Source organism: Micromonospora sp. CA-244673 (genome assembly GCF_050948395.1).
GTDB lineage: Bacteria > Actinomycetota > Actinomycetes > Mycobacteriales > Micromonosporaceae > Micromonospora.
The window spans coordinates 3,931,825-3,951,941 of sequence record NZ_CP192019.1; the positions used below are offsets into that span (position 1 = coordinate 3,931,825).

Consider the following 20,117-nt stretch of genomic DNA (forward strand, 5'->3'; position numbering starts at 1 on the left):
CACCGCCGCGCCGGTGACCCGCGCCCGCCGGCGCGTCCGGCCCCGCCGGGCGAGCCTCAGGCCAGGGCGCGCGCCGCGCTGACGATCGCGTGGGCGCCGATGCCGGCCCGGTCCATCTGCTGGGCCGGGGTCCCGGAGCCGGGCAGCCCGCGTACCGCCAGATGGCTGACCCGCACCGGCTCGGCCAGGCCGGCCAGCTCCTCCAGCACGGCGGACCCCAGCCCGCCCTGCGGGTAGTGGTCCTCGACCACCACCAGCCGGCCGCCGGTGTCCCGCACGGCGTCGAGCACCCGCTGCCGGTCGACCGGCTTGACCGAGTAGAGGTCGATCACCCGGGCGTCGATCCCCTCGCGGGCCAGCTCGTCGGCGGCCGCGAGGCAGTTGTGCACGGTCACCCCGGCGCCGATGAGCGCCACGTCGGTCCCGTCGCGGACCACCTTGCTGCCGCCGACCGGGAAGTCCTCGCCGTTGTCGTAGAGCACCGGGTACTTGCCCCGGGTGGTGCGCAGGTAGCTGACGCCCTGCCGGTCGGCCATGGCGGCGACCAGGGCCGCACAGGAGACGGCGTCGCTCGGGTAGAGCACGGTCGACCCGTGCACGGCGCGCAGGGCGGCGAGATCCTCCAGCCCCATCTGGGAGGGGCCGTCCGGGCCGATCTCGACGCCGGCGTGCGAGCCGGCGAGGGCGATGTCGGCCCGCGAGATGCCGGCCATCCGGATGAAGTCGTACGCGCGGGAGAGGAACGCGGCGAACGTGGCCGCGAACGGCCGGTAGCCACGGACCCGCAGGCCCACCGCGGCGGCGACCAGTTGCTGCTCGGCGATGAACATCTCGAAGAACCGGTCCGGGTACGCCTCGCCGAACTTGTCCGCCCGCGTCGAGTCGCTGACCTCGCCGTCGAGGGCCACCACGTCCGGCCGGACGCCCAGCGCGCGCAGCGCGTCCCCGTACGCGTTGCGGGTGGCCACCTTCGCCCCCTTGTCGTAGCGGGGCAGCTCCGGTGGCGGCCCGGCGGGGGCCGGTGCCGGCGGCGCGGCGGCCGGCCGCGGACCGGCGACCCGGATCTGCCGCGCGCCGCCGAGCGCCTGGACGGCCCGTTCGGCCTGCTCCGGTTCGAGCGCCTTACCGTGCCAGTCCGGCCGGTTCTCGATCTCCGGCACGCCCTTGCCCTTGACCGTCCGGGCGAGCACCACCGTCGGGCCTGTCGCCTGCCGGGCCTGCCCGAACGCCTCGTCGATCGCGGCCAGGTCGTGGCCGTCGACGACGATCGGGTGGCAGCCGAACGCCTCGACCCGCCGGCGGTAGGTGTCCAGGTCCCACTCCAGCTCGGTCGGTCCCCGCTGGCCGAACCGGTTCACGTCCACGATGGCGGTGAGGTTGCGCAGCCCGAAGTGGCCGGCCTTGTCCAGGGCCTCCCAGATCGAGCCCTCGGCCGTCTCGCTGTCGCCGCAGAGCACCCAGACGTGGAACGGCAGCTTGTCCAGGTACTGCCCGGCCAGGGCGATGCCGACGCCGACCGGCAGACCCTGGCCGAGCGAGCCGGTCGCGACGTCCACCCAGGGCAGCACCGGGGTGGGGTGGCCCTGGAGGCGGGAGCCCGACTGCCGGTAGCACTCCAGCAGCTCCTGCTCGCTGATCGCGCCGGTCGCCCGGAAGACCGCGTACAGCAGCGGGGAGGCGTGCCCCTTGGAGAAGATCAGGTGGTCGTTGGCGCGGTTGCCCGGGTAGGACCAGTCGTAGCGCAGGTGGCGGGCGACCAGCACGGCGAGCAGGTCAGCCGCGGAGAGGCTCGACGTGGGGTGGCCGGAGCCGGCCCGGGTGCTGCACCGGATCGAGTCGACCCGGAGCTGCGCGGCGAGGTCCGCCAGCCCGGCCAGCTCCTCGTCGCGCAGGGTGCGCTCTGCTTCCATCGTCACGCCGCGTCGCCTCCGTTCCCGGCCAGCCACCGCCGGTCCGCCCGAGCCGCCCCGGGAACGACCGGCGCCGGCCACTTCCGCCCATACCGTAATCAGGAAACACCGGTATTTTCGGGCAACGACCGATTCGACCGAACCCGGCGGGCGGAACGGCGGGCGCCCAGCCGGCCGGCCAGCAGCAGGTACGGCAGCACGGCCACCGCGAACGCGACCGCGTGGCCGGCGGCGCCCGCCACGACGCCGTACCCGGCGTAGACCCCGACGATCGCCAGGTCGGTGGCCATCCCCGCCAGCGAGGTGACCGTCGCCCGGTCCGGTCCGCTGATCCGGGCCTGGAGCCGGACGTCGGCCAGCACGGTGGCGAGCTGGAACGCCGCGAACGCGACGCCCACCAGGACGAACCCGGCCGGGTGGCGGACCAGGGCGCCCGCGGCCAGGGCCAGGGCCGCACCGGCCAGCAGGGCGGCGAAGCCGCGGTCGGTCAGCCGCTCCCCCACCGGAGCCAGCAGCCCGCCCACCGTCGTGCCGGCCCACACGAGCAGGAGCAGCAGCGGCACGGTCGCCGCCGGCACCCCGGTGTCCCGGGCCAGCAGCGGCGTGTACTCGTCCAGGCCGCCCCAGACGGCGGCGACCGCCGGCACCAGCAGCAGCGCCGCCCGCACCGACCGGTCGGCGCGGGCCTCGGCCAGCCCGCCACGCAGGCTGGCCAGCCAGCCGGGCTCGGCCGCGTCGGGCTGGTCGGTGCCGCGCTGATCGGTGCCGGGCCGGTCGGTGCCGGCCTGGCGGTGGTTTCGCGGGCCGTGACCTGGCCGGTGCTCGGGGAACAGGGTGGCGACCGCGGCGGCCGCCAGGCACGCCGCCACACTCGCCGCGCCGACCGCCGGATAGCCACCGAGCGCCAGCACCGGCGCGGCCAGCCCCATGGCGCCGACCACGCCCAGCAGCTCGGCGGTCCTCGCCCGGCCGGTCAGCCGGGCGTAGCGGCCGGCGGCCCCGAGCCGGTCGAGCTCGGTCCAGACCAGCGCCTCCAGGGCGCCGGAGCGCAGCGCGCCGCCCGCGCCCCAGAGCAGGAAGCCGACGGCGAACGCAAGGTAGGACGGGACGAGCACCCAGAGGGCGAAGCCGGCGGCCGTCAGCAGCGGGGCGAGGCAGAGCAGCAGCCGCCGGGAGACCGCGTCGGCCCAGGCGCCCGAGGGCACCTCCAGCAGGATGCCGGCGGCCGACCAGAGCACGAAGAGCGAGGAGATCTGCCCGACCGACAGCCCGGTGTCGGCGAAGAGCAGCGTGTAGACCGGATAGAGCAGCACCAGGTCGGTGAGGAACGCGTAGGCGTAGAGCGTGACGGCGAGCCTGCGCTCGGCGGGCACGCGCGCGGAGACGACGAGCATGAGGGCCTTCCCACGGGGACGTGACGGACACCGGACGTGCGGTGTCCGCGGTGGCCCGCGGGCTCGACCCTCGGCAGGGCATCAATGTCGCCAGTGCATGCGCCGATCGTAACCGGGCGGCCGGCCGCCGCGCCGCCCCGCGCACACGGACCGGGGTGGGACCCGGAAGGGCCCCACCCCGGTCGGAATGCGGGTCGGTCAGCGGCGGGACCGGTCCACGTCCGCCTGCGGGATGACCATCGTGGCCTCGCTGTCCGCGGCCTGCTCGGCCGTCGGCTGCCGCGGGGTGGTCGGCTGGGTGCGGTCCGGGTCGGCGTACGCCGGCACCGGCTGGGTCGGCTCCGCCGCGCCGTACGGGGCGACCGGCTGGGTCCGGTCCGCCTCGGTCTCGCCGGCCACCGGCCGGGTCAGCTCGGCCTCGGCGTACGGGCCGGCCGTCCCGCCGAACCGCGCCTCGACGTCCCGCCGCCCGGCCTGGTACGCCCGGGCGTGGGTGGCGATGGTCCGCGACTCCTCCTCGGCCCGGGCCAGCCAGTTCTCCCAGCGGCTCTGCATCGGGCGGACCAGGCCGCCGCCGACGCCGACGACCAGGATGCCGCCGACGGTGGCGAGCACGGCGATCAGCACCGGGGTGGTCACCGTGGTGGCGACACCGATCTGGTTGAGCGCGGCGATGACGCCGAGGCCCAGGATGAACACCGAGGCGATGTTGGCGAGCACCCGGCCGTAGGAGAGGCCGCCGAGGGCGCTGGAGATGATGTCCTTCACCGCCCGGGCGATGGCCGCGGCCACCACCACGATGACGATGGCGACGAACGCCCGGGGCAGCCAGGCGACGACGCCGGTGATCAGGTCGGAGATCGGGTTCGGGCCCCAGATCCCGAAGGCGAGCTGGAGGGTGACCAGCAGCACCGCGTAGTAGGCCAGCTTCGCGACGATGTCGCTGGCGTCGTACTTCGAGCGCGCGAGGGCGGTCTTGATGCCGCCGCGCTCGACGGCCCGGTCGAAGTGGACCCGCTCCAGGACCTTGTCCACGATTTTCAGCACGGCCTTGGCGACCAGCCAGCCCACGACCAGGATGGCGACGAAGGCGACCGCCTTGGGCAGGAACAGCATCACCGAGCGGAACGCGTCGCCCACCGCGTCCCCGAAGTTGTCTTTCATCGAAGGGCCTCCACGCACAGGGTCAGGTTCGGTTGGCCTGGAGCTACCCTGCGCGGCCCTCGGGGAAACGCGGTCAGCCGCCGGGGCAGCGGTAGCGGACCTGCGCGCCGGCCTGCACCGGCGACGGTTCGATGATGTTCACGGTGGCGATCCCGGTGGTCGCGCCGACCCCGCTGAACGTCCACTTGAGGGTGAGGGTGGCGGTCCGCTGGCCGCGGCCGACCCGCTCGGTGAGCAGGCCGCCCGGCGGGGCGTCCGACCGGAACCACTGGTAGCGGATCACCCCGCCGCGCCCGTTGGTCCGCACGGTGGCCACCACGTCGACGGTGACGTCGCAGGCCACGCCGGGCGGCCGGGGCACCGCCACGGTGACGCCCTCGACCTCCAGCGGGCGCAGCCGCTGCCACAGGTAGAGCCCGACCGCCACCAGCAGCGCCGCGGTGAGCAGGGTGGACAGCACGGAGACGACCCGGCGCCAGACCGGGCGGGACCGCCGCGCCGGGGGCATCGCCGGCCAGGCCGGGGCCGGCGGCGGGGTGGCCGGCACGCCGGGTCCGAACCGCAGCTCCCCGCCGGGCGCCGCGGCGCCGCTCCCCGCCCGCGCGTCCGCCGTCGCCCCTCGGTACGCCCCGGAGGTCGCCCCGCCCCCGGCCATGGCGGCCGGCCCGTGCTGCCGGGGCGGCGCGGTGAAGTGCACGGTCGGCTCGGCACCGCCCGGAGCACCGACGGTTGGCGCACCGAACGGTCTGGTCGGCTCCGGCGCCGCACCGAAGTGCACGGTCGGCTCGGCTCCGCCCGGAGCACCGACAGCCGGCGCACCGAACGGTCTGGTCGGCTGGGGCCTGGCGGTGAAGTGCACGGTCGGCTCGGCCGTGGCCGGCGGATCCACGGCCGGGGCGCCCAGGTGCACTGTCGCGTCCGGGTTCAGGGGTGGGCCGGGCCGGGCCGGCGGCCCGAGGTGGACGGTCGCGTCACCACGTGCGGGGTCCGGGTCGCCCAGGTCGACGGTCGCGCCGGGATCGGCGGGCAGCGCCCGGGTGGGCAGCGCCTCGGTCGGCTCCTCCGGCCGGGTCACGCCGGCCGTCCGCGGGTCAGGGTGCGGGTCTGGGCTACGGGCACGGTCACGACTCCTAGCCGGGAGTGCAGTAGTTGTAGAGCGTCACGTACACCGGGGACGCCGAGGTGGTCGCGTTGCCGGCGGCGTCGACGGCGGTGACCTGGATCGGGATGCGGCTGCTCTGCTTCGGCGCGGGCAACGGGCCGAGCGTGCCGCGGAACACGCCGCGCCCGGCGGAGGCCATCGACCCCGTGCGGGTGGCGCCCTCCAGGGTGTAGCGGAAGGTGACCTTCAGGGCGGCCGGGCCGCTGCGGTCGTCGCTGACCGTGGCGGTGACCGTGCTGGTCTTGTAGCCGTACGGGCAGCCCTGCGGCTCCAGCTGGCCCGGGTCGGCGGCGACGCCGTCGACGGCGGGCGCCGTCACGTCGGGCGGGGGCGGCGGTGAGGTGCTGGTCGACGGGGTCGGTGCGGGCGCGCTGGTGCGTACCGGTGAGCGGGTGGGCGTCGCGGACCGGGAGCCGCTCGGGGTGGCGCTCGGCGTCGCCGACGGGGTGGCCGACGCGGACGGGACGGCGGTCGCGGTCGGCGCGGGCGCGCCGGTCGGGGTGGCGCCGGTCGGGTCGGTGACCGTGGGGCCGGCGACGGCCGGGCCGGTCGGGTCGTCCGCGGCGGGTCCGTCGTTGGCGGCGTAGCTGTAGCCGGCGCCCCCGGCGACCAGGGCGGCGACCAGCGCGCCGCCGGCCAGCGCCGTTCGCGCCCGGCCCCGGCGGAGCCGGCCGCCGCGCCCCGCCGCCGCGCCGAGCGTGGTGCTGGCGAGGCTGGTGGCGCCGCCGGCGCCGTCGGGGAACGGCCAGAGCGCGGCGAGCAGGGCGGCCCGGCGGGCCAGCTCGCGGAGCCCACGCTCCTCCCACTCCCCGCCGTATCCCGCGCCGGCCACCCGGTCGAGGATCTCCAGGAACACCTGGGCGGGCTGGGGCCGCTCGTCGGGGCTCTTGGCCATGCCGTGCCGGAGCAGCTCGTGCACCGGCGGGGGCGCCGGGTCGGTCGGGATGGGCGCGGAGGCGTGCTGCTCGCGCAGGCTGAACAGGTCGGGCCCCGGGTACGGGGGCCGGCCGGTGAGGCATTCGAAGAAGGTGGCGGTGGCCGCGTAGATGTCGCACGCCGGGCTGGCGGGCGCGCCGGTCCACTGCTCGGGGGCCATGTAGCGGGGCGTGCCGGAGACGGTGGTGTCGGAGCCCTGGCCGACCGGCATGGCGATGCCGAAGTCGGCGAGCTTGCTCAGCCCCTCCCCGGTGACCAGCACGTTCTCCGGCTTGTAGTCGCGGTGCACCACACCACGGGCGTGCGCGGCGGCGAGGCCCGCGAGCGAGCCCTTCAGCACGCAGAGCGCCGCCTCGGGGGTGGTGGGGCCGTGCGCGCGCAGCATCTGGCGCAGCGAGACCCCGTTGACCAGCTCCATCACGATGGCCGCGCCGTGCGGGGACTCGACGTACTCGTAGAGGCGGCTGACGTGCCGGTCGTCGATCTCGCCGAGCAGCCGGGCCTCCTCCCGGAAGGCGGTCCGGAAGGACGGGTCGGCGCCGATGTCGCGCACCAGGTACTTGATGGCGACCGGGGTGCCGGTGGCGTCGTGGGTCGCGAGCATGACGCTGCCCGACGCACCGGCGCCGAGCCGACGGACCGGCGTGTAGCCGGACAGCTGCCAGCCGCTCATGCGACGGCCTCCACGGCGTTCCAGGGGCGGGTGTCGGCCTCCGCCTCGCTGGTCATTCTGGTCGCGCCGGCGCCGCCGTCCATCGGCGCAACGGATGCTTCCGCACGCCGGACGGCGGCCCCGGAACCGGGGTGCCGGCCGGTTCCGGGGCCGGTCGTGGGCGGGCCGGGCCGGTCGGCCGGCGGATGGTCGAGAACGGACACACCGCCACTGCTAGCAGACCCGGGCAAGCCCGCCGGTCAGATGGCGGTGGCCTGGACGACCTTCCACTCGCCGTGCACCGGTACCAGGGTGAGCACCACCCGGTTCTGGTCCACCTTCTCCCCCGCCGTGGTCACGTTGCGCCGGTACTGGTTGAGGTAGAGCAGCAGCTCCACCCGGTCCGGACCGGCGTCGACCACGCCGGTGGCGGACACCTCGGCGAGCACCACGGCCTGCTGTTTCATGGCGGTCGCCTTGAGTGCCGTGGTGGTCTGCGCGTACTCGTCGGCGAACGCGCCGGTGGCGAAGGTGCGGCCGTTGGCGACGCTGTCGTCGAAGGTGCGGTAGTCGTACGAGAAGAGGGCCTTGGCGGCGGCCGGCGCGGTGGCCAGGGCCTGGCGTACGGCCTGGTCGCGCTGGCCGGCGCGGCGGTCGGCGGTCCAGCCGGCCACCGCCACGGCGGCGGCCAGCAGCAGCGCGACGACGAGCAGCGGCACGGGCCGCAGCCGCAGTCGGGGTCGACGCAGGACGGTCGGTAGGCGCATCGGTCTTCTCCTGTCGGTCATCCGACGAACTGGAGCCTGGTCACGAGCCAGTCCCCCGAGTCCCGGTCCCGGACCAGGTCGAGCTGGACCCGGTAGTGCGACGGCCGCCCGTCGGGCGCCTTCACGTTGCGGACGGTGGCGTCGACCGCCACCAGCACCACCGCGCGCCGCCGGTCGCCGGAGACGATCCCGGCGCGCAGCACGGTGCCCTGCGACTGGACCTTGTTCTCCACGACGGCGGCGCGGACCTGGGCCTGGCCGCGGGTGAACTCGTCCTTGAAGTCGCCGGTGGCGCCGGCGGTGATCCGGCTCAGGTCCCGGTCGACGCTGGCCGCGCTGACCGAGACGAAGTTGACCGCGGCCTGCCGGGCGGCGGCCACGGCCTCCCGGCGGGCCTGGTCGGTGGCCCGGTCGACGTACCAGCGGTGGCCCTGCACGCCGGCGCCGGCCAGGGCGGCGGCCAGCAGCACCACGAGCAGCGCGGTGAGCGCCCGACGCCGCCGGGGCGGGGCCGCGCCGGCCGGCTCGGCGTCGGCGTCCGGCTCGGCGGGCTCCGGATCGGGCTCGGGCAGGTCCTCGACCTCGGCCGGGTCGCCGACGACGGTGAGGTCCCCGGCCTCGGTGGGGTCCTCGACCGGCTCCCGGTCGAGTCGTTCCAGCACCCGTTCGATCGGCTCGGCGGGTGCGGGGACCGCGCGGCTGACCAGGCGGCGGCGCGGTGTGGCCGGGCCGGCCTTCGCGCCCTTGATGACCTTCAACGTGGTGTTCCTGCGGCTGGGCACCGCCACCTCCTCGGGTACGCCGGTCACGGGGTCACCCCGGCGAGCAACAGCTGTTTCCAGGACTGGGCCCCGGCGGTGCGGTACTGGCCGCCGGTGCCGCCGAACTGCAGGGGGCGGCCGTCGGCGCCGAGCACCAGGCCGGTCGCCGGGTCATATCCGGGGTCGCCGCCCTGCTCGGCCTGGGGCGGGGGTGCGGGGTCGGCGCCGCCGGGCCGGGGCGCGTTCCCGGCGCCGCGCACGCTCGCCCCGGCGGCCCGCTCGCCGGAGTCGCATCGGGTGGCGCCGCCGGAGTAGACGCAGGACGGCGGGTTGCCCGCGTTGACCACCAGGCCGAGGTGGGCGGTGCCGTCGCCCGGGGTGACGGTGTACCCGCCGGCCACGGCGATCGGGTACACGACGAGCAGTTGCTCGATGCCGGGCAGCCGCCGGGCGGCGATCCCGTTGACGGTGACCAGGTTGCCGAGCAGCACGCCGACGTCGGGTTCCAGGCCGCGCAGCAGCGCCCGCAGCTCGACCCCGGCGGGCGGCCCGCCGGCCAGCAGCCGGCGCAGGTCCGGGTCGGCGGAGCGGAGCGTGGCGGCGAGCTGCGCCAGCCCGGCCGACCAGCGGCGCAGCGCCTCGGTGGACTCGGCCTGGGTGGTCAGCACCGTGCGCGCGTCGCGGATCAGCGCGAGGGTCTCGGGCAGCCGCTGGTCCGCCTCGGCGAGCAGGGCGTCCCCGGCGTCGAGGATGCGGGCCAGGGCCTGCTCGTTGCCCTCGAACGCGGTGCCCAGCTCGGTGACGAGCACGGTCAGGTCGTCCGGGTCGACCGAGCGGACCAGCGCGTCCAGGTTGGTCAGCAGGGTCTCCGGGGCCAGCGGCAGCCCGGTCCGGTCGGCCGGGATCACCGCCCCGTCGGCGAGGTACGGCCCGCCGTCGCGCTCGGGACGCAGGTCGAGGTACTGCTCGCCGACGGCGGAGCGCTGGGCGACCACGGCGCGCAGCGCGTCGGGGACCCGGACGCCCCGGTCGAGGCGCAGGTCGGCGCGGACCCCGTCGCCGTGCAGGTCGACCGCGGTGACCCGGCCGACGGGCACGCCGCGGTAGGTGACCGGGGCGTTGGCGAACAGCCCGCCGGCGCGGGTCAGGTCGACGTGGACGACGTAGCCGGTGTGGAACAGCCGCTCGCCGAGGCCGACGTAGCGGACGCCGACGTAGCCGACGCCGAGGATGCTCACCAGCACGAAGGCGAGCACCTGGAGCTTCACGGTGCGTCCGATCACGGGATCAGCCCTCCCCCGAGCACGTCGGTCAGGTCGCCGATCTGTCCGGTGACGGCGCCGGTCAGCGGGAGCACGCACTCGGCGGTGAGCACGGTGCCGTCGGGCAGTTCGGTGCCGACGGGGAGCGCCGTGCCCCGCGGCACGAGGCCCTTGGGCAGCAGCAGGCCACCCAGCGGCACGGTGGAGCCGGGCTTGAGCAGCTTGCAGCCCTCCGGCAGGCCGCACTCCTTCGGCGGGGTGAAGATGGCCGGGAAGTTCTTCAGGTCCGGCAGGCACTTGAGCAACGGCAGGTCGGGCAGGCCGGGCAGGATGCCGCCGCCGGGCTTGGTGCCGGGCCGGCTCGGGCCGCCGCTGGCGGACGGTCGGGGCGCGGTCGGTGTCGCCGGCCGGGTGGGCCGCGGCGCCGGGGCGGGCGCGGCGGCCACCAGGTTGGCCAGGATGCTGGCGGCGTCCAGGTCGGCCGTGACGGACAGGTTCACGAAGTCGCCGACGATCGCGCCGGTGACGTTCGGCGGGAACGGGAACGTGAGCATGAAGTCCAGTGACTTCGGCAGGTCGTCGCCGGCCCGGGCGAGCTGCTCCAGGATCGGTTGCAGGGCGGTCACGGCGGCCACCGTGTCCGCCCGGCTGCGCTGCACCACCCGAGTGCCCACGGTGCCGAGCCGGCCCAGCTCGGTGAGCGCCTTGGTGAGCTGGGCGCGTTGCCGGGCCAGCACGGTCAGGCCCGGGGCCAGGGAGTCCAGCGCGTCGCCGACGACCTGGCGTTGCCGGGCCAGCCGGCCGCTGAGCCGGTCGAGGGCGTCGATGGCACGGACGATGTCGGCCTTCTGCCGGTCCAGCCCGCCGAGGAAGGTGTCGAGCTGGGTGAGGGTGTCGCGCAGCGCCGGCTCGCGCCCGGCGAGGGCCCGGTTCAGCTCGGCGTTGATGGTGCGCAGCTGGGCCAGGCCGCCGCCGTTGAGCAGCAGGCCCAGGGCGGCGAGGACCTCCTCGACCTCGGCGCCGCGGGTGGTGCGGGACAGCGGGATGAGGTCGCCGTCGGCCAGGTCGCCGCGGGCCGGCTCGGCCGGCGGCGGGGCCACCGCCACGTACTTCTCGCCGAGCAGGCTGCTCTGGCGGACGGCGGCGGTGGCGTTGGCCGGCAGCCGTACCGCCCGGTCGATGCGCAGCCGGACCCGGGCGTGCCAGCCGTCCAGGGAGATCTTCTCGACGCTGCCGACGGTGACGTCGTCGACCTTGACGGCGGCCCGGGGCACCAGGTCCAGCACGTCGCCGAACTCCGCGGTGACCGTGTAGCCGGGCCCGGCCGGCCGGCCGCCGGGCAGCGGCAGGTCGGCCACCTCGGGCAGGCCGCAGCCCGCGGCCAGCAGGGCCACGGCCAGTGCGCCGGCCAGCAACCGGGCCGCGGCCCCCGCGGCGGTCACGCCGGGCCCCGCAGGATGCCGCCGAGCGTGGGGTCGCTCGGGATGGAGGAGCCGCCCGGCGCCTCGTCGGCGGTCGGCGCACCGGGGGAGCTGACGGATCCCGGTGAGGACCCGCCTCCCGCCGGGGCGCCGGGCGGCAGCTTGAGCAGCTTGCGCAGCTGATCGGTGAGGGGCAGCCCGCGCTGGCGCAGGGTCTGCGCGAGCTTGGTGCAGATCGCCGGCACCTGGGCGACGGGAAGCTGGTCGACCATGAGCGAACACGCGAAGGTGGCCGGGTCGTACGGGCCGAGCGGGTTGTCCCGGGTGTCCAGGGTGCCGGAGCGGGGGTTGTAGGCGAGGTTGAGGTTGCCGATGGCCAGCGGCGCCACGTCGAGGATCTGGATGACCGCCTGCTGCTGGCGGACCAGGACCCGGGTGATGTCGGTCAGCGCGGTGACGTTCGAGGTCAGGGCGGTCCGGTTCTGCCGGACGAAGGTGGTCACGTCGCCGAGCGCGGCGGCCAGGTTGCGCAGCGCCCGCGCCAGCTCCTCCTTCTCCCCGGCGAGCTGCTCGGCGACGTCGGCGAGCTGCTGCTGGAAGCGGCGTACCTGCTGGTCGCTGCGGGCCAGGGTGGTGGTGAAGCGTTGCAGGTTGACCACCGTGCCGAAGAGGTCGCCGCGCCCGGCGGACAGGGTGGTCAGCGCGCGCGAGGCCCCGTCGAGGGTGTCGTGCAGGTCGGCGCCGTTGCCCTCCAGGTTGGCGCGGCCGGTGGCGACCAGGCCGGACAGGGCACCGTCGGCGTTGGCGCCCCGCGGCCCGAGGGCCCGGTTGAACTCGTCGAGCGCGGCGTAGATGTCGTCGATCTCCATGGGCGCGGCGGTCCGGTCGACCGGGATCTGCGCGCCGTCGCCGAGCGCGGCGCCGCCGGTGTACGCCGGGGTGAGCTGCACGTACCGGTCGCTGACCACGCTGGGCGGGACGATCAGCGCCTGCGCGCCGGCCGGCAGCCGCAGTTCCGGGTCGTAGCGCATCTCGACGCGGACCACCCGCCCCTGCGGCACCACCTTCTCGACCTCGCCGACGCGGACGCCGAGGATCCGCACGTCGGAGCCCGCGTAGACGCCGACGGCGCGGGTGAAGTAGGCGACGACCCGCCGGTCGGGTGGTTCGTGGCGCCACACGGCGGCGCCGACGGCGACGGCGGTGAGCAGCACGGTGGCCGCGGCGAGCGGTCGCCGCCAGCGCTGGATCCGACCGGGCATCAGCGACCTCCGGTGGCGGCGGGCAGGTACGGCTGGAGCAGTCCGTCGACGTACGAGTCGAACCAACGCCCGTTGCCCACCACGTTGGCGAACGCCGTGACGAACGGGCCCATCCGGCGGATGGTCTGCTCCAGGTCGTCGCGGTTGCGTTGCAGCACGGCGACCACGTCGCGCAGCTTGCGCAACGCCGGTTGCAGCTGGGTGCGGTTGTCGGCGACCAGCCCGGACAGCTGGGTGGCGAGCTGGTCGGTGCCGACCAGGAGCTGGTGGATGGCGTCCCGCCGCCGGCTGACCTCGGCGAGCAGCTTCTCCCCGTCGGTGACGAGCTTGCGGAACTCCTCGTCCCGTTCGGCGAGCACACCGGTGACGCCCCGGGCCCGGGACAGCAGGGTGCGCAGCTCGGCGTCGCGGGAGGACACGGTGCGGGACAGCCGGGACAGCCCGGTCAGCGAGGTGTTCACGCTCGGCGGGGTGTCGGCGAAGGTCTCCGACAGGGTGGCGAACGTCCGGGCGAGCTGGTCGGTGTCGACCTTGTCGAGGGTGTCGGCGAGGCCGGTGACGGCCTGCACCACGTCGAACGGGGCGGCCGTGCGGTCCAGCGGGATCTGCGCGCGCTCGGGCAGCTTCCCCGGGCCGGCCGGGGCGAGCGCCAGGTACTTCTGCCCGAGCACCGTCTTGATCCGGATGGTCGCGCCGGTGTCCCGGCCGAGGCGTACGCCGTCGTCGTCGACCCGGAACCGGACCCGCACGTGCGGCTGCGGGTCGCGGGCGAGTTCCACGGCGGTGACCTGCCCGACCCGCACCCCGGCCACCCGGACCTCGTTGCCGGTGGCCAGGCCGCTGGCGTCGTGGAACGCGGCAGCGTACGACCGGCCGGTGAGCGCGGCGATCCGGTCGAGCTGGAACGCGCCGAGCAGGGCGGCCACCAGCACGGTCAGCCCGATCGCGCCGACGACCACCGGGTTGCGTTCGCGGAACGGCCTCACCGGGCACCTCCGGTGGCGCAGCGGGCGGCGGTGGCGTCGACGCCGGGCACGGTGAGCGGCGCGTGGCCGTCGACGGCGAGCCGGCCGTCGAAGTCGCAGAGGTAGAAGTTGAACCAGGAGCCGTAGGAGGCGACCCGGGTCAGCGACTCGTAGCGCTCCGGCAGCCGGCCCAGGGTGGCGTCGATGACGGCGGAGTTCCGGTTGAGCGTGCCGGCCAGGTCGTCGAGGGCGCGGACGTCGGCGGCGAGCGGCGGCCGGGTCTGGCGCAGCAACCCGGCGGTGGTGTCGGTCAGCTCGCCGAGGCTGACCAGCGCCTCACCGATGGCGGTGCGGTCGGCGGAGAGCCCGGAGACGAACTGCTGGAGCTGGACGACGCTCTGGTCCAGCTCCCGGTCGTGGCTCGCCAGGGTGCCCAGCACCTCGTTGAGGTTGGTGACCACCCGGCCGATGACCGCGTCCCGGTCGGCCAGGGTGCTGGTCAGCGAGGCGGTGCGCCGCAGCAGGCTGGCCACCGTGCCGCCCTCACCCTGGAGCACCTGGACGATCTCGTACGCCAGCTTGTTGACCTCGGCGGGGTCGAGCGCGGTGAACAGCGGCCGGAAGCCGTTGAACAGCACGGTCAGGTCCAGCGCCGGCCTGGTCTGGGCGAGCGGGATGAGACCGTCGGGGCGCAGCGGGCGGGGGTCGCCGGGGCCCTCGGTCAGGGCCAGGTAGCGCTGGCCGACCAGGTTGCGGTAGCGGACCGCGGCGCGCACGCCGACGGCCACCGGCACCGTCCGGTCGACGGTGAAGGCGACCTCGGCGGTCGTGTCGTCGACCACCCGGATGCCAGCCACCTTGCCCACCCGCACCCCGGCGATGCGCACGTCGTCGCCGGAGAGCAGGCCGGTCACGTCGGTGAACCGGGCCCGGTAGGTGGTGCCGCCGGGCGGGAACGCGCCGAGGGTCTGCGCGAGCAGCCCCGTGGCCAGCAGCGTGATCGCCGCGAACACCAGCAGCTTGACCAGCGCGGGGGTCGTCTTCCCGGTCATCGTGCGGTCACCACCGCTCCGCGCAGCAGCGGGCCCCAGAGCAGCACCGCGATGTCGGGCACCTCGGCGGGTGGCGTCCCGGTGAGCCCGCCGACGAGCGGCTTCACGAGGGCCCGCTCCTCGCCGGTGCCGGCCCGGCCCATCGCCGGGGAGGCCGGCGCCGCGGGCGCCCCGCCGGCCGGCACCCCCACCGGCAGGGGCTTCGGGGTACGGGCGCCGCCGTAGTCGTAGCCGTCGGCGACGGCCACCTCCGGTGCGGGCACCTTCGGGTTCGGCAGGCCCCGGCAGTCGGGGCCGTCGTGGGCGGCGTAGGCGGGCTCGTCGCGGCCCCGCTCGTACGGGCCGCCGTCGCGGGTCACCTCCAGGGTGATGTGCATCCGGCCGCCGTCGAAGACCTCCTCGACGCGCGGTTGCAGGTCGACCAGCCCGTGCACCAGGCACGGGTATTCCGGCGCGTAGGCGGCGAGCAGTTCCAGCACCGGGCGGCTGACCTGGCCGAGGCGGATGAGCTGGTCGCCGTGCCGGTCCAGGAAGCCGCGGGCGGTGTCGGCCGTGTCGGTGGTGTCGGCGAGGAACGCGGCGAGCTGGTCGCGCTGGTCGCCGACGGTGCGGGCGGTGACGGTCACGTCGCGCAGCAGGGCGATCAGGTCGGGCAGCGCCGCGTCGTAGCTGTCCAGCACGGTGGCGAGCTGGCGCAGGTCCTCGGTGAGGGTCGGCAGCTGCGGGTTGAGCTGCCGCAGGTACGCGCCGAGCCGGACCAGGTTCGCGCCGAGCCGGTCGCCGCGCCCCTCCAGGGCGGTGGTGATCGCGCCGAGGGTGGTGGCGAGCTGGTCGGGGCGGACGGACTGGAGCAGCGGCAGCGCCTCGTCGAGCACCCGTTCCAGCTCGACGGCCGTGCGGCTGCGGTCCTGGGTGATCACCGCGCCGTCGCGGATCGGCCCGGCGGAGCTGCCCGGGGGCGGGACGAGTTCCACGTACCGCTCGCCGAACAGGGTCTTGGGCAGCAGCCGGGCGGTCACGTCGGCGGGGATCCGGCCGGTGGTGGCCGGGTCGAGGGCCAGCCCGATCACCGCTCCGTGCCCGTCGCTGCGTACCGAGCGGACGGCGCCGACCACCACGCCGCGTACCTTCACGTCGGCGCCTTCCAGGAGGTGCAGGCCGGCGCGGTCGGCGCGGAGGGTGACCCGGTCGACCGGGGTGAACGCCCCGCGGTACTGGAGCACGGCGGCGGTCAGCGCCGCGGTGAGCAGGGCGACGAAGACGAGGCCCAGCAGACGGTGTCGCATGGTCACCCCGCGATCCGGACGGTGGTGGTGGCGCCCCAGATGGCCAGGGACAGGAAGAAGTCGACGACGTTGACCGCGACGATCGCGGTCCGCACGGCCCGGCCGACGGCGACGCCGACCGCGGCCGGCCCACCCTTGGCGGTGTAGCCGTACCAGCAGTGCACGAGCACGACGATCACGCTGAACACCAGCACCTTGCCGAAGGACCAGAGCACGTCCTCGGGTGGCAGGAACAGGTGGAAGTAGTAGTCGTAGGTGCCGGCGGACTGTCCGAAGTAGCCGACCGCGATGGTGCGGGTGGCCAGGTAGCTGGCGAGCAGGCCGACCACGTACAGCGGGATGACCGCGATGAAGCCGGCGATCATGCGGGTGGTGACCAGGAACGGCAGCGAGGGCACCCCCATCACCTCCAGCGCGTCGACCTCCTCGGAGATCCGCATGGCGCCGAGCTGGGCGGTGAACCCGCAGCCGACCGTGGCCGACAGCGCCAGCGCGGCGACCAGCGGCGAGATCTCGCGGGTGTTGAAGTACGCCGAGACGAAGCCGGTGAAGGCGCTGCTGCCGATCTGGTCGAGCGCCTGGTAGCCCTGGAGCCCGACCTCGGTGCCGGTGAAGAAGGTGAGGAAGCAGATCACCCCGACGGTGCCGCCGAGCACGGCGAGCGCTCCGGTGCCGAAGCTGACCTCGGCCAGCAGCCGGATCACCTCGCGCCGGTAGCGGCGCAGGGTGCGCGGCGCCCAGGCCACGGCGCGCAGGTGGAAGGCGAGTTGCCCGCCCAGGTCGTCGAGATACCGCAAAACCGCCACGTCAGCTCCCCTTCTGCGGGACGACCTGGAAGTACACGGCCGTGACCACGAAGTTCAGCGCGAACAGCAACATGAAGGTGATCACCACGCTGCGGTTGACCGCGTCGCCGACGCCCTTCGGCCCGCCCTTCGCGGTCATGCCCTGATGGCTGGCGACCAGCGCGGCGGCGGCACCGAACAGCAGCGCCTTCACCTCGCCGACCACCAGGTCGGGCAGCTGGCCGAGGGCCTGGAAACTGGCCAGGTACGCCCCGGGCGTGCCGCCCTGGAGCACCACGTTGAACGCGTAGCCGCCGGTCACCCCGACCACGCTGACCAGGCCGTTGAGCAGCACCGCCACCAGCATCGAGGCGAGCACCCGGGGCACCACGAGGCGGTGGATCGGGTCGATCCCGAGCACCTGCATGGCGTCCAGCTCCTCGCGGATCTTCCGGGCGCCGAGGTCGGCGCAGATGGCCGAGCCGCCGGCGCCGGCGATGATCAGCGCGGTGACGATCGGGCCGGCCTCACGGACCACGGCGAGCACCGAGGCGGCGCCGGTGAACGACTGCGCGCCGAGCTGGCGGACCAGCGAGCCGAGCTGGAGCGCGATCACCGCGCCGAACGGGATGGAGACCAGCGCGGCGGGCAGGATGGACACCGAGCTAATGAACCAGGCCTGCTGCACGAACTCGCGCACCTGCACCGGCCGGCGGCCCAGCCCGCGCAGGGTGTCCAGGCAGAACGCGAAGAACTCGCCGGTGTTCCGGACGGCGGCGGCGGCGGCGCTCATACCACCACCTCCTCGTTCGGGTCGGCGGCCCAGCGGCCCTCGAACGACCCGGGCGGCGGGGTGACGCCATGCTCGCGGCACCACTGCCCCGGCGGGCGCTCGGCCCGGCGCGGCCGCCCGTCCGACGGGGGCAGTTGCAGCGGGATCGGCGGCAGCGGCGGGAGTTCCACACCGGCCTGCGCCTCGGCCGCGAGCTCCTCGGCGTCCTTCTCCTCGGCCATCCCGATCGGGCCGATGCGCTGGGCGTTGAGGAACTGCCGGACCACCGGCTCGGTGCTGGACAGCAGCATCTCGCGCGGCCCGAACATGGCCAGGTGCCCGTGATAGATCAGGCCGATGTTGTCCGGCACGGTCCGGGCCGTGTTGATGTCGTGGGTGACGATCAGGAAGGTCGCCCCGGTGCGCTGGTTGAGGTCGACGATCAGCTGGTTCAGATAGGCGGTGCGCACCGGGTCCAGCCCGGAGTCCGGCTCGTCGAAGAGGACGATTCGCGGGTCGAGGACGAGCGCCCGGGCCAGCCCGGCCCGCTTGCGCATCCCGCCGGAGATCTCGCCGGGCAGCTTGTGCTCGGCGCCGACCAGGCCGACCATCTCCAGCTTCTCGGTGACCACGGCCCGGATCTCCGACTCGGAGCGGCGGGTGTGCTCGCGCAGCGGGAACGCCACGTTGTCGTAGATGGTCATCGAGCCGAACAGCGCGCCGTCCTGGAACAGCACGCCGAACAGCTTGCGCACCTCGTACAGCTCGCGCTCGGAGAGCCTCGGCAGGTCCCGGCCCTCGATGAGGACGGAGCCCCGGTCGGGCTTCAGCAGACCGACCAGCGTCTTGAGGAACACCGACTTGCCCGTGCCCGAGGGTCCCAACAGGACGGAGATCTCCCCGGCGGGCAGGGTCAGGGTGAGGTCCGACCAGACCGGGTGCCCGCCGAAGGACTTGGTCAGTCCGCGTACCGCGACCTCGACGCCCATCGTTCCCCTCCCTTCGTGTCCCACTGGGACATCGGGCGGGGCCGGCCGGACGCAACAACTACTTTCCGTCACCTCTTCGGGACGACCGGCGAGCTATGCAAAACCCCGGAGGTGTCGATACCGTGCCGGAAAACGGCCGGCGATGAGGATGTTCCACGAACGCCATGACGACAGTGATCGAGTCCGAACTCGTCCGCCGGGCCGCCGCGGGCGACCCGGCGGCTGTCGAGGCGCTGCTCGTCGGCGTACGTCCGGGGCTGGTCCGCTACTGCCGGGCCCGGCTCGGCCGGGTGGGCGGGGCGTACACCACCGCCGACGACGTGGCCCAGGAGGTGTGCGTGGCCGTGCTGCGCGCCCTTCCCCGCTACCGCGAGCAGGGCGTCCCGTTCGCCGCGTTCGTCTACGGCATCGCCGCGCACAAGGTGGCCGACGCCCAGCGCTCCGCCGTCCGCGACGCCGCGGTGAGCCCCACCGACACCCCCGTCGACCGGCCGGACGCCGCGCCCGGTCCCGAACAGCAGGCCGTGGCGAGCGACCTGGCCCGGCGGCTCTCCGCGCTGCTCGACCGGCTGCCCGACGCGCAGCGGGAGATCATCCTGTTGCGGGTCGCCGCGGGGCTGTCCGCGGAGGAGGTCGGCGGCATCGTCGGCATGTCGGCGGCCGCGGTCCGGATGGCCCAGTCCCGGGCGCTGGCCCGGCTCCGTACCCTGGCCGGGGGCTCACTGGACGAGGTGGCGGCATGACCGGGCGGATGCCGGGCGACGGCGACGAGGCGATGGACCTGGGGACCATCGCCCGCGACGACGCGCTGCTCGACGCGCTCGGCCGCGGCGAGGCCGCGCCCGAGGGCGACGCGCTCGCCGGGATGCTCGCCCTCTGGCGGGCCGAGCTCGCCGAGGAGCCGGCCACCGCGGTACGCCCCGGCGCGCCCGCGCCCGCCGAGGAGGCGCCCGCGCGACGGGCGGTCCGCCGCCCCCGCCCCTGGACGCTGCGGCTGGCGGCCGCCGCCGTGGCGCTGCTGGCCCTGGTCTCCGGGCTCGGCATCGGCAGCCGCGACGCCGGACCGGGCAGCCCGCTCTGGTCGCTGACCCGGCTGCTGCACCCGCAGCAGGCCGAGGTGCGCGGCATCGAGGACACCGTGGACCGCGCCCGCGCGGCCCTGGACGCCGGCCGGCTCGACGACGCCGAGGCGCTGGTCGCGCAGGGCCGGCGGGACCTCGCCCGGGTCGAGGACCGGGCGGCCGTCGCCCGGCTGGGCGCCGCGCTCGACGTCCTGGCCCGCGATCTGGCGGCGGCCCGCGCGGCAACGGCGCCGCCGAGCACGGCGCCGGCCGCCACGACCGGCCCGGCCACCCCCGCGCCCACCGCCGTCCCGAGCCCGACCGTCACCGGTACGCCCCGGCCGGCCCCCGCCACCCGGGGCGGCACGCCGAGACCCGGGTCGAGCGGTTCGCCGGCACCGGCCGGCAGTCCGTTGCTGCCGCTGCCCCGGCTGCCGCTGCCGTCGGTGTCGATCTCCGGGCTGCCGCTGCCCGAGCTGCCGCTGCCCACCGGCGGCGGGCTGCTCGACTGAGCGA

General features: G+C 75.4%; 18 protein-coding genes. 2 read left to right on the forward strand and 16 right to left on the reverse strand.

From position 1 onward, the window contains the following. Positions 1-56: 56 nt before the first annotated feature. The 16 genes from ACQP12_RS18425 to ACQP12_RS18500 form a co-directional block, all read right to left on the reverse strand. Positions 57-1,910, reverse strand: coding sequence for a transketolase (locus tag ACQP12_RS18425; RefSeq protein WP_433289326.1), 1,854 nt, complete (start codon positions 1,908-1,910; stop codon positions 57-59). Positions 1,911-2,008: 98 nt separating this feature from the next. Beyond that, positions 2,009-3,304 carry an MFS transporter gene (locus ACQP12_RS18430; RefSeq protein ID WP_433280442.1) on the reverse strand — a complete coding sequence of 432 codons (1,296 nt, stop codon included), beginning with the start codon at positions 3,302-3,304 and terminating at the stop codon, positions 2,009-2,011. A gap of 198 nt (positions 3,305-3,502) precedes the next feature. Further along, a complete protein-coding gene (locus tag ACQP12_RS18435; protein WP_357947068.1) occupies positions 3,503-4,468 on the reverse strand; it encodes a mechanosensitive ion channel family protein in 966 nt (321 codons plus the stop codon). 73 nt (positions 4,469-4,541) lie between these two features. Continuing rightward, on the reverse strand, positions 4,542-5,543 hold the full coding sequence (locus ACQP12_RS18440; RefSeq protein WP_433280445.1) for a hypothetical protein: 1,002 nt from the start codon (positions 5,541-5,543) through the stop codon (positions 4,542-4,544). Between the two features lie 55 nt (positions 5,544-5,598). After that, positions 5,599-7,239 (reverse strand): protein kinase domain-containing protein, encoded by a 1,641-nt coding sequence (locus ACQP12_RS18445; protein WP_433280447.1) that lies wholly within the window; start codon positions 7,237-7,239, stop codon positions 5,599-5,601. 239 nt (positions 7,240-7,478) lie between these two features. Next, the gene (locus ACQP12_RS18450; RefSeq protein ID WP_433280449.1) at positions 7,479-7,985 is read right to left on the reverse strand and encodes a hypothetical protein; all 507 of its coding nucleotides are present in this window, start codon (positions 7,983-7,985) and stop codon (positions 7,479-7,481) included. A 17-nt stretch (positions 7,986-8,002) separates the two neighbouring features. Next, positions 8,003-8,794, reverse strand: a complete 792-nt coding sequence (locus ACQP12_RS18455; RefSeq protein ID WP_433280451.1) for a hypothetical protein — start codon at positions 8,792-8,794, stop codon at positions 8,003-8,005. Beyond that, positions 8,791-10,029 carry an MCE family protein gene (locus tag ACQP12_RS18460; protein WP_433280453.1) on the reverse strand — a complete coding sequence of 413 codons (1,239 nt, stop codon included), beginning with the start codon at positions 10,027-10,029 and terminating at the stop codon, positions 8,791-8,793. Before ACQP12_RS18460 ends, ACQP12_RS18455 begins: the two co-directional genes overlap by 4 nt. Further along, positions 10,026-11,450, reverse strand: coding sequence for an MCE family protein (locus tag ACQP12_RS18465; RefSeq protein WP_433280455.1), 1,425 nt, complete (start codon positions 11,448-11,450; stop codon positions 10,026-10,028). Before ACQP12_RS18465 ends, ACQP12_RS18460 begins: the two co-directional genes overlap by 4 nt. Continuing rightward, complete coding sequence (locus tag ACQP12_RS18470; protein WP_433280457.1) at positions 11,447-12,691, reverse strand: MCE family protein; 1,245 nt, start codon at positions 12,689-12,691, stop codon at positions 11,447-11,449. Before ACQP12_RS18470 ends, ACQP12_RS18465 begins: the two co-directional genes overlap by 4 nt. Next, complete coding sequence (locus tag ACQP12_RS18475; RefSeq protein WP_433280459.1) at positions 12,691-13,677, reverse strand: MCE family protein; 987 nt, start codon at positions 13,675-13,677, stop codon at positions 12,691-12,693. Before ACQP12_RS18475 ends, ACQP12_RS18470 begins: the two co-directional genes overlap by 1 nt. Next, positions 13,674-14,708, reverse strand: coding sequence for an MCE family protein (locus ACQP12_RS18480; RefSeq protein ID WP_433280461.1), 1,035 nt, complete (start codon positions 14,706-14,708; stop codon positions 13,674-13,676). The genes ACQP12_RS18475 and ACQP12_RS18480 overlap by 4 nt, the downstream gene beginning before the upstream one ends. After that, positions 14,705-15,994: an MCE family protein gene (locus tag ACQP12_RS18485; protein WP_433280463.1), complete on the reverse strand. Its 1,290-nt coding sequence runs from the start codon at positions 15,992-15,994 to the stop codon at positions 14,705-14,707. Before ACQP12_RS18485 ends, ACQP12_RS18480 begins: the two co-directional genes overlap by 4 nt. A 2-nt stretch (positions 15,995-15,996) precedes the next feature. Continuing rightward, positions 15,997-16,800 carry an MlaE family ABC transporter permease gene (locus tag ACQP12_RS18490; RefSeq protein ID WP_433280465.1) on the reverse strand — a complete coding sequence of 268 codons (804 nt, stop codon included), beginning with the start codon at positions 16,798-16,800 and terminating at the stop codon, positions 15,997-15,999. Position 16,801: 1 nt separating this feature from the next. Then, positions 16,802-17,572, reverse strand: a complete 771-nt coding sequence (locus ACQP12_RS18495; protein WP_433280468.1) for an MlaE family ABC transporter permease — start codon at positions 17,570-17,572, stop codon at positions 16,802-16,804. After that, positions 17,569-18,540: an ABC transporter ATP-binding protein gene (locus tag ACQP12_RS18500; RefSeq protein ID WP_357947035.1), complete on the reverse strand. Its 972-nt coding sequence runs from the start codon at positions 18,538-18,540 to the stop codon at positions 17,569-17,571. The genes ACQP12_RS18495 and ACQP12_RS18500 overlap by 4 nt, the downstream gene beginning before the upstream one ends. Positions 18,541-18,704: 164 nt before the next feature. Here ACQP12_RS18500 and shbA point away from each other — a divergent pair, with 164 nt between their 5' ends. Both shbA and ACQP12_RS18510 read left to right on the forward strand, forming a co-directional pair. Further along, positions 18,705-19,283 carry an RNA polymerase sigma factor ShbA gene (gene shbA, locus ACQP12_RS18505; protein WP_433280471.1) on the forward strand — a complete coding sequence of 193 codons (579 nt, stop codon included), beginning with the start codon at positions 18,705-18,707 and terminating at the stop codon, positions 19,281-19,283. Further along, positions 19,280-20,113 carry an anti-sigma-D factor RsdA gene (locus ACQP12_RS18510; protein WP_433280473.1) on the forward strand — a complete coding sequence of 278 codons (834 nt, stop codon included), beginning with the start codon at positions 19,280-19,282 and terminating at the stop codon, positions 20,111-20,113. Before shbA ends, ACQP12_RS18510 begins: the two co-directional genes overlap by 4 nt. Positions 20,114-20,117: the final 4 nt, after the last annotated feature.

Excerpts from the sequence above, each read along its gene's own strand:
- ACQP12_RS18425 (WP_433289326.1), bottom strand. The coding sequence starts at position 1,910 with ATGGAAGCAGAGCGCACCCTGCGCGACGAGGAGCTGGCCGGGCTGGCG.
- ACQP12_RS18435 (WP_357947068.1), bottom strand. The coding sequence starts at position 4,468 with ATGAAAGACAACTTCGGGGACGCGGTGGGCGACGCGTTCCGCTCGGTG.
- ACQP12_RS18495 (WP_433280468.1), bottom strand. The coding sequence starts at position 17,572 with ATGAGCGCCGCCGCCGCCGCCGTCCGGAACACCGGCGAGTTCTTCGCG.
- ACQP12_RS18470 (WP_433280457.1), bottom strand. The coding sequence starts at position 12,691 with ATGCCCGGTCGGATCCAGCGCTGGCGGCGACCGCTCGCCGCGGCCACC.
- ACQP12_RS18485 (WP_433280463.1), bottom strand. The coding sequence starts at position 15,994 with ATGCGACACCGTCTGCTGGGCCTCGTCTTCGTCGCCCTGCTCACCGCG.
- ACQP12_RS18510 (WP_433280473.1), top strand. The coding sequence starts at position 19,280 with ATGACCGGGCGGATGCCGGGCGACGGCGACGAGGCGATGGACCTGGGG.
- shbA (WP_433280471.1), top strand. The coding sequence starts at position 18,705 with ATGACGACAGTGATCGAGTCCGAACTCGTCCGCCGGGCCGCCGCGGGC.
- ACQP12_RS18445 (WP_433280447.1), bottom strand. The coding sequence starts at position 7,239 with ATGAGCGGCTGGCAGCTGTCCGGCTACACGCCGGTCCGTCGGCTCGGC.
- ACQP12_RS18450 (WP_433280449.1), bottom strand. The coding sequence starts at position 7,985 with ATGCGCCTACCGACCGTCCTGCGTCGACCCCGACTGCGGCTGCGGCCC.
- ACQP12_RS18500 (WP_357947035.1), bottom strand. The coding sequence starts at position 18,540 with ATGGGCGTCGAGGTCGCGGTACGCGGACTGACCAAGTCCTTCGGCGGG.
- ACQP12_RS18480 (WP_433280461.1), bottom strand. The coding sequence starts at position 14,708 with ATGACCGGGAAGACGACCCCCGCGCTGGTCAAGCTGCTGGTGTTCGCG.
- ACQP12_RS18430 (WP_433280442.1), bottom strand. The coding sequence starts at position 3,304 with ATGCTCGTCGTCTCCGCGCGCGTGCCCGCCGAGCGCAGGCTCGCCGTC.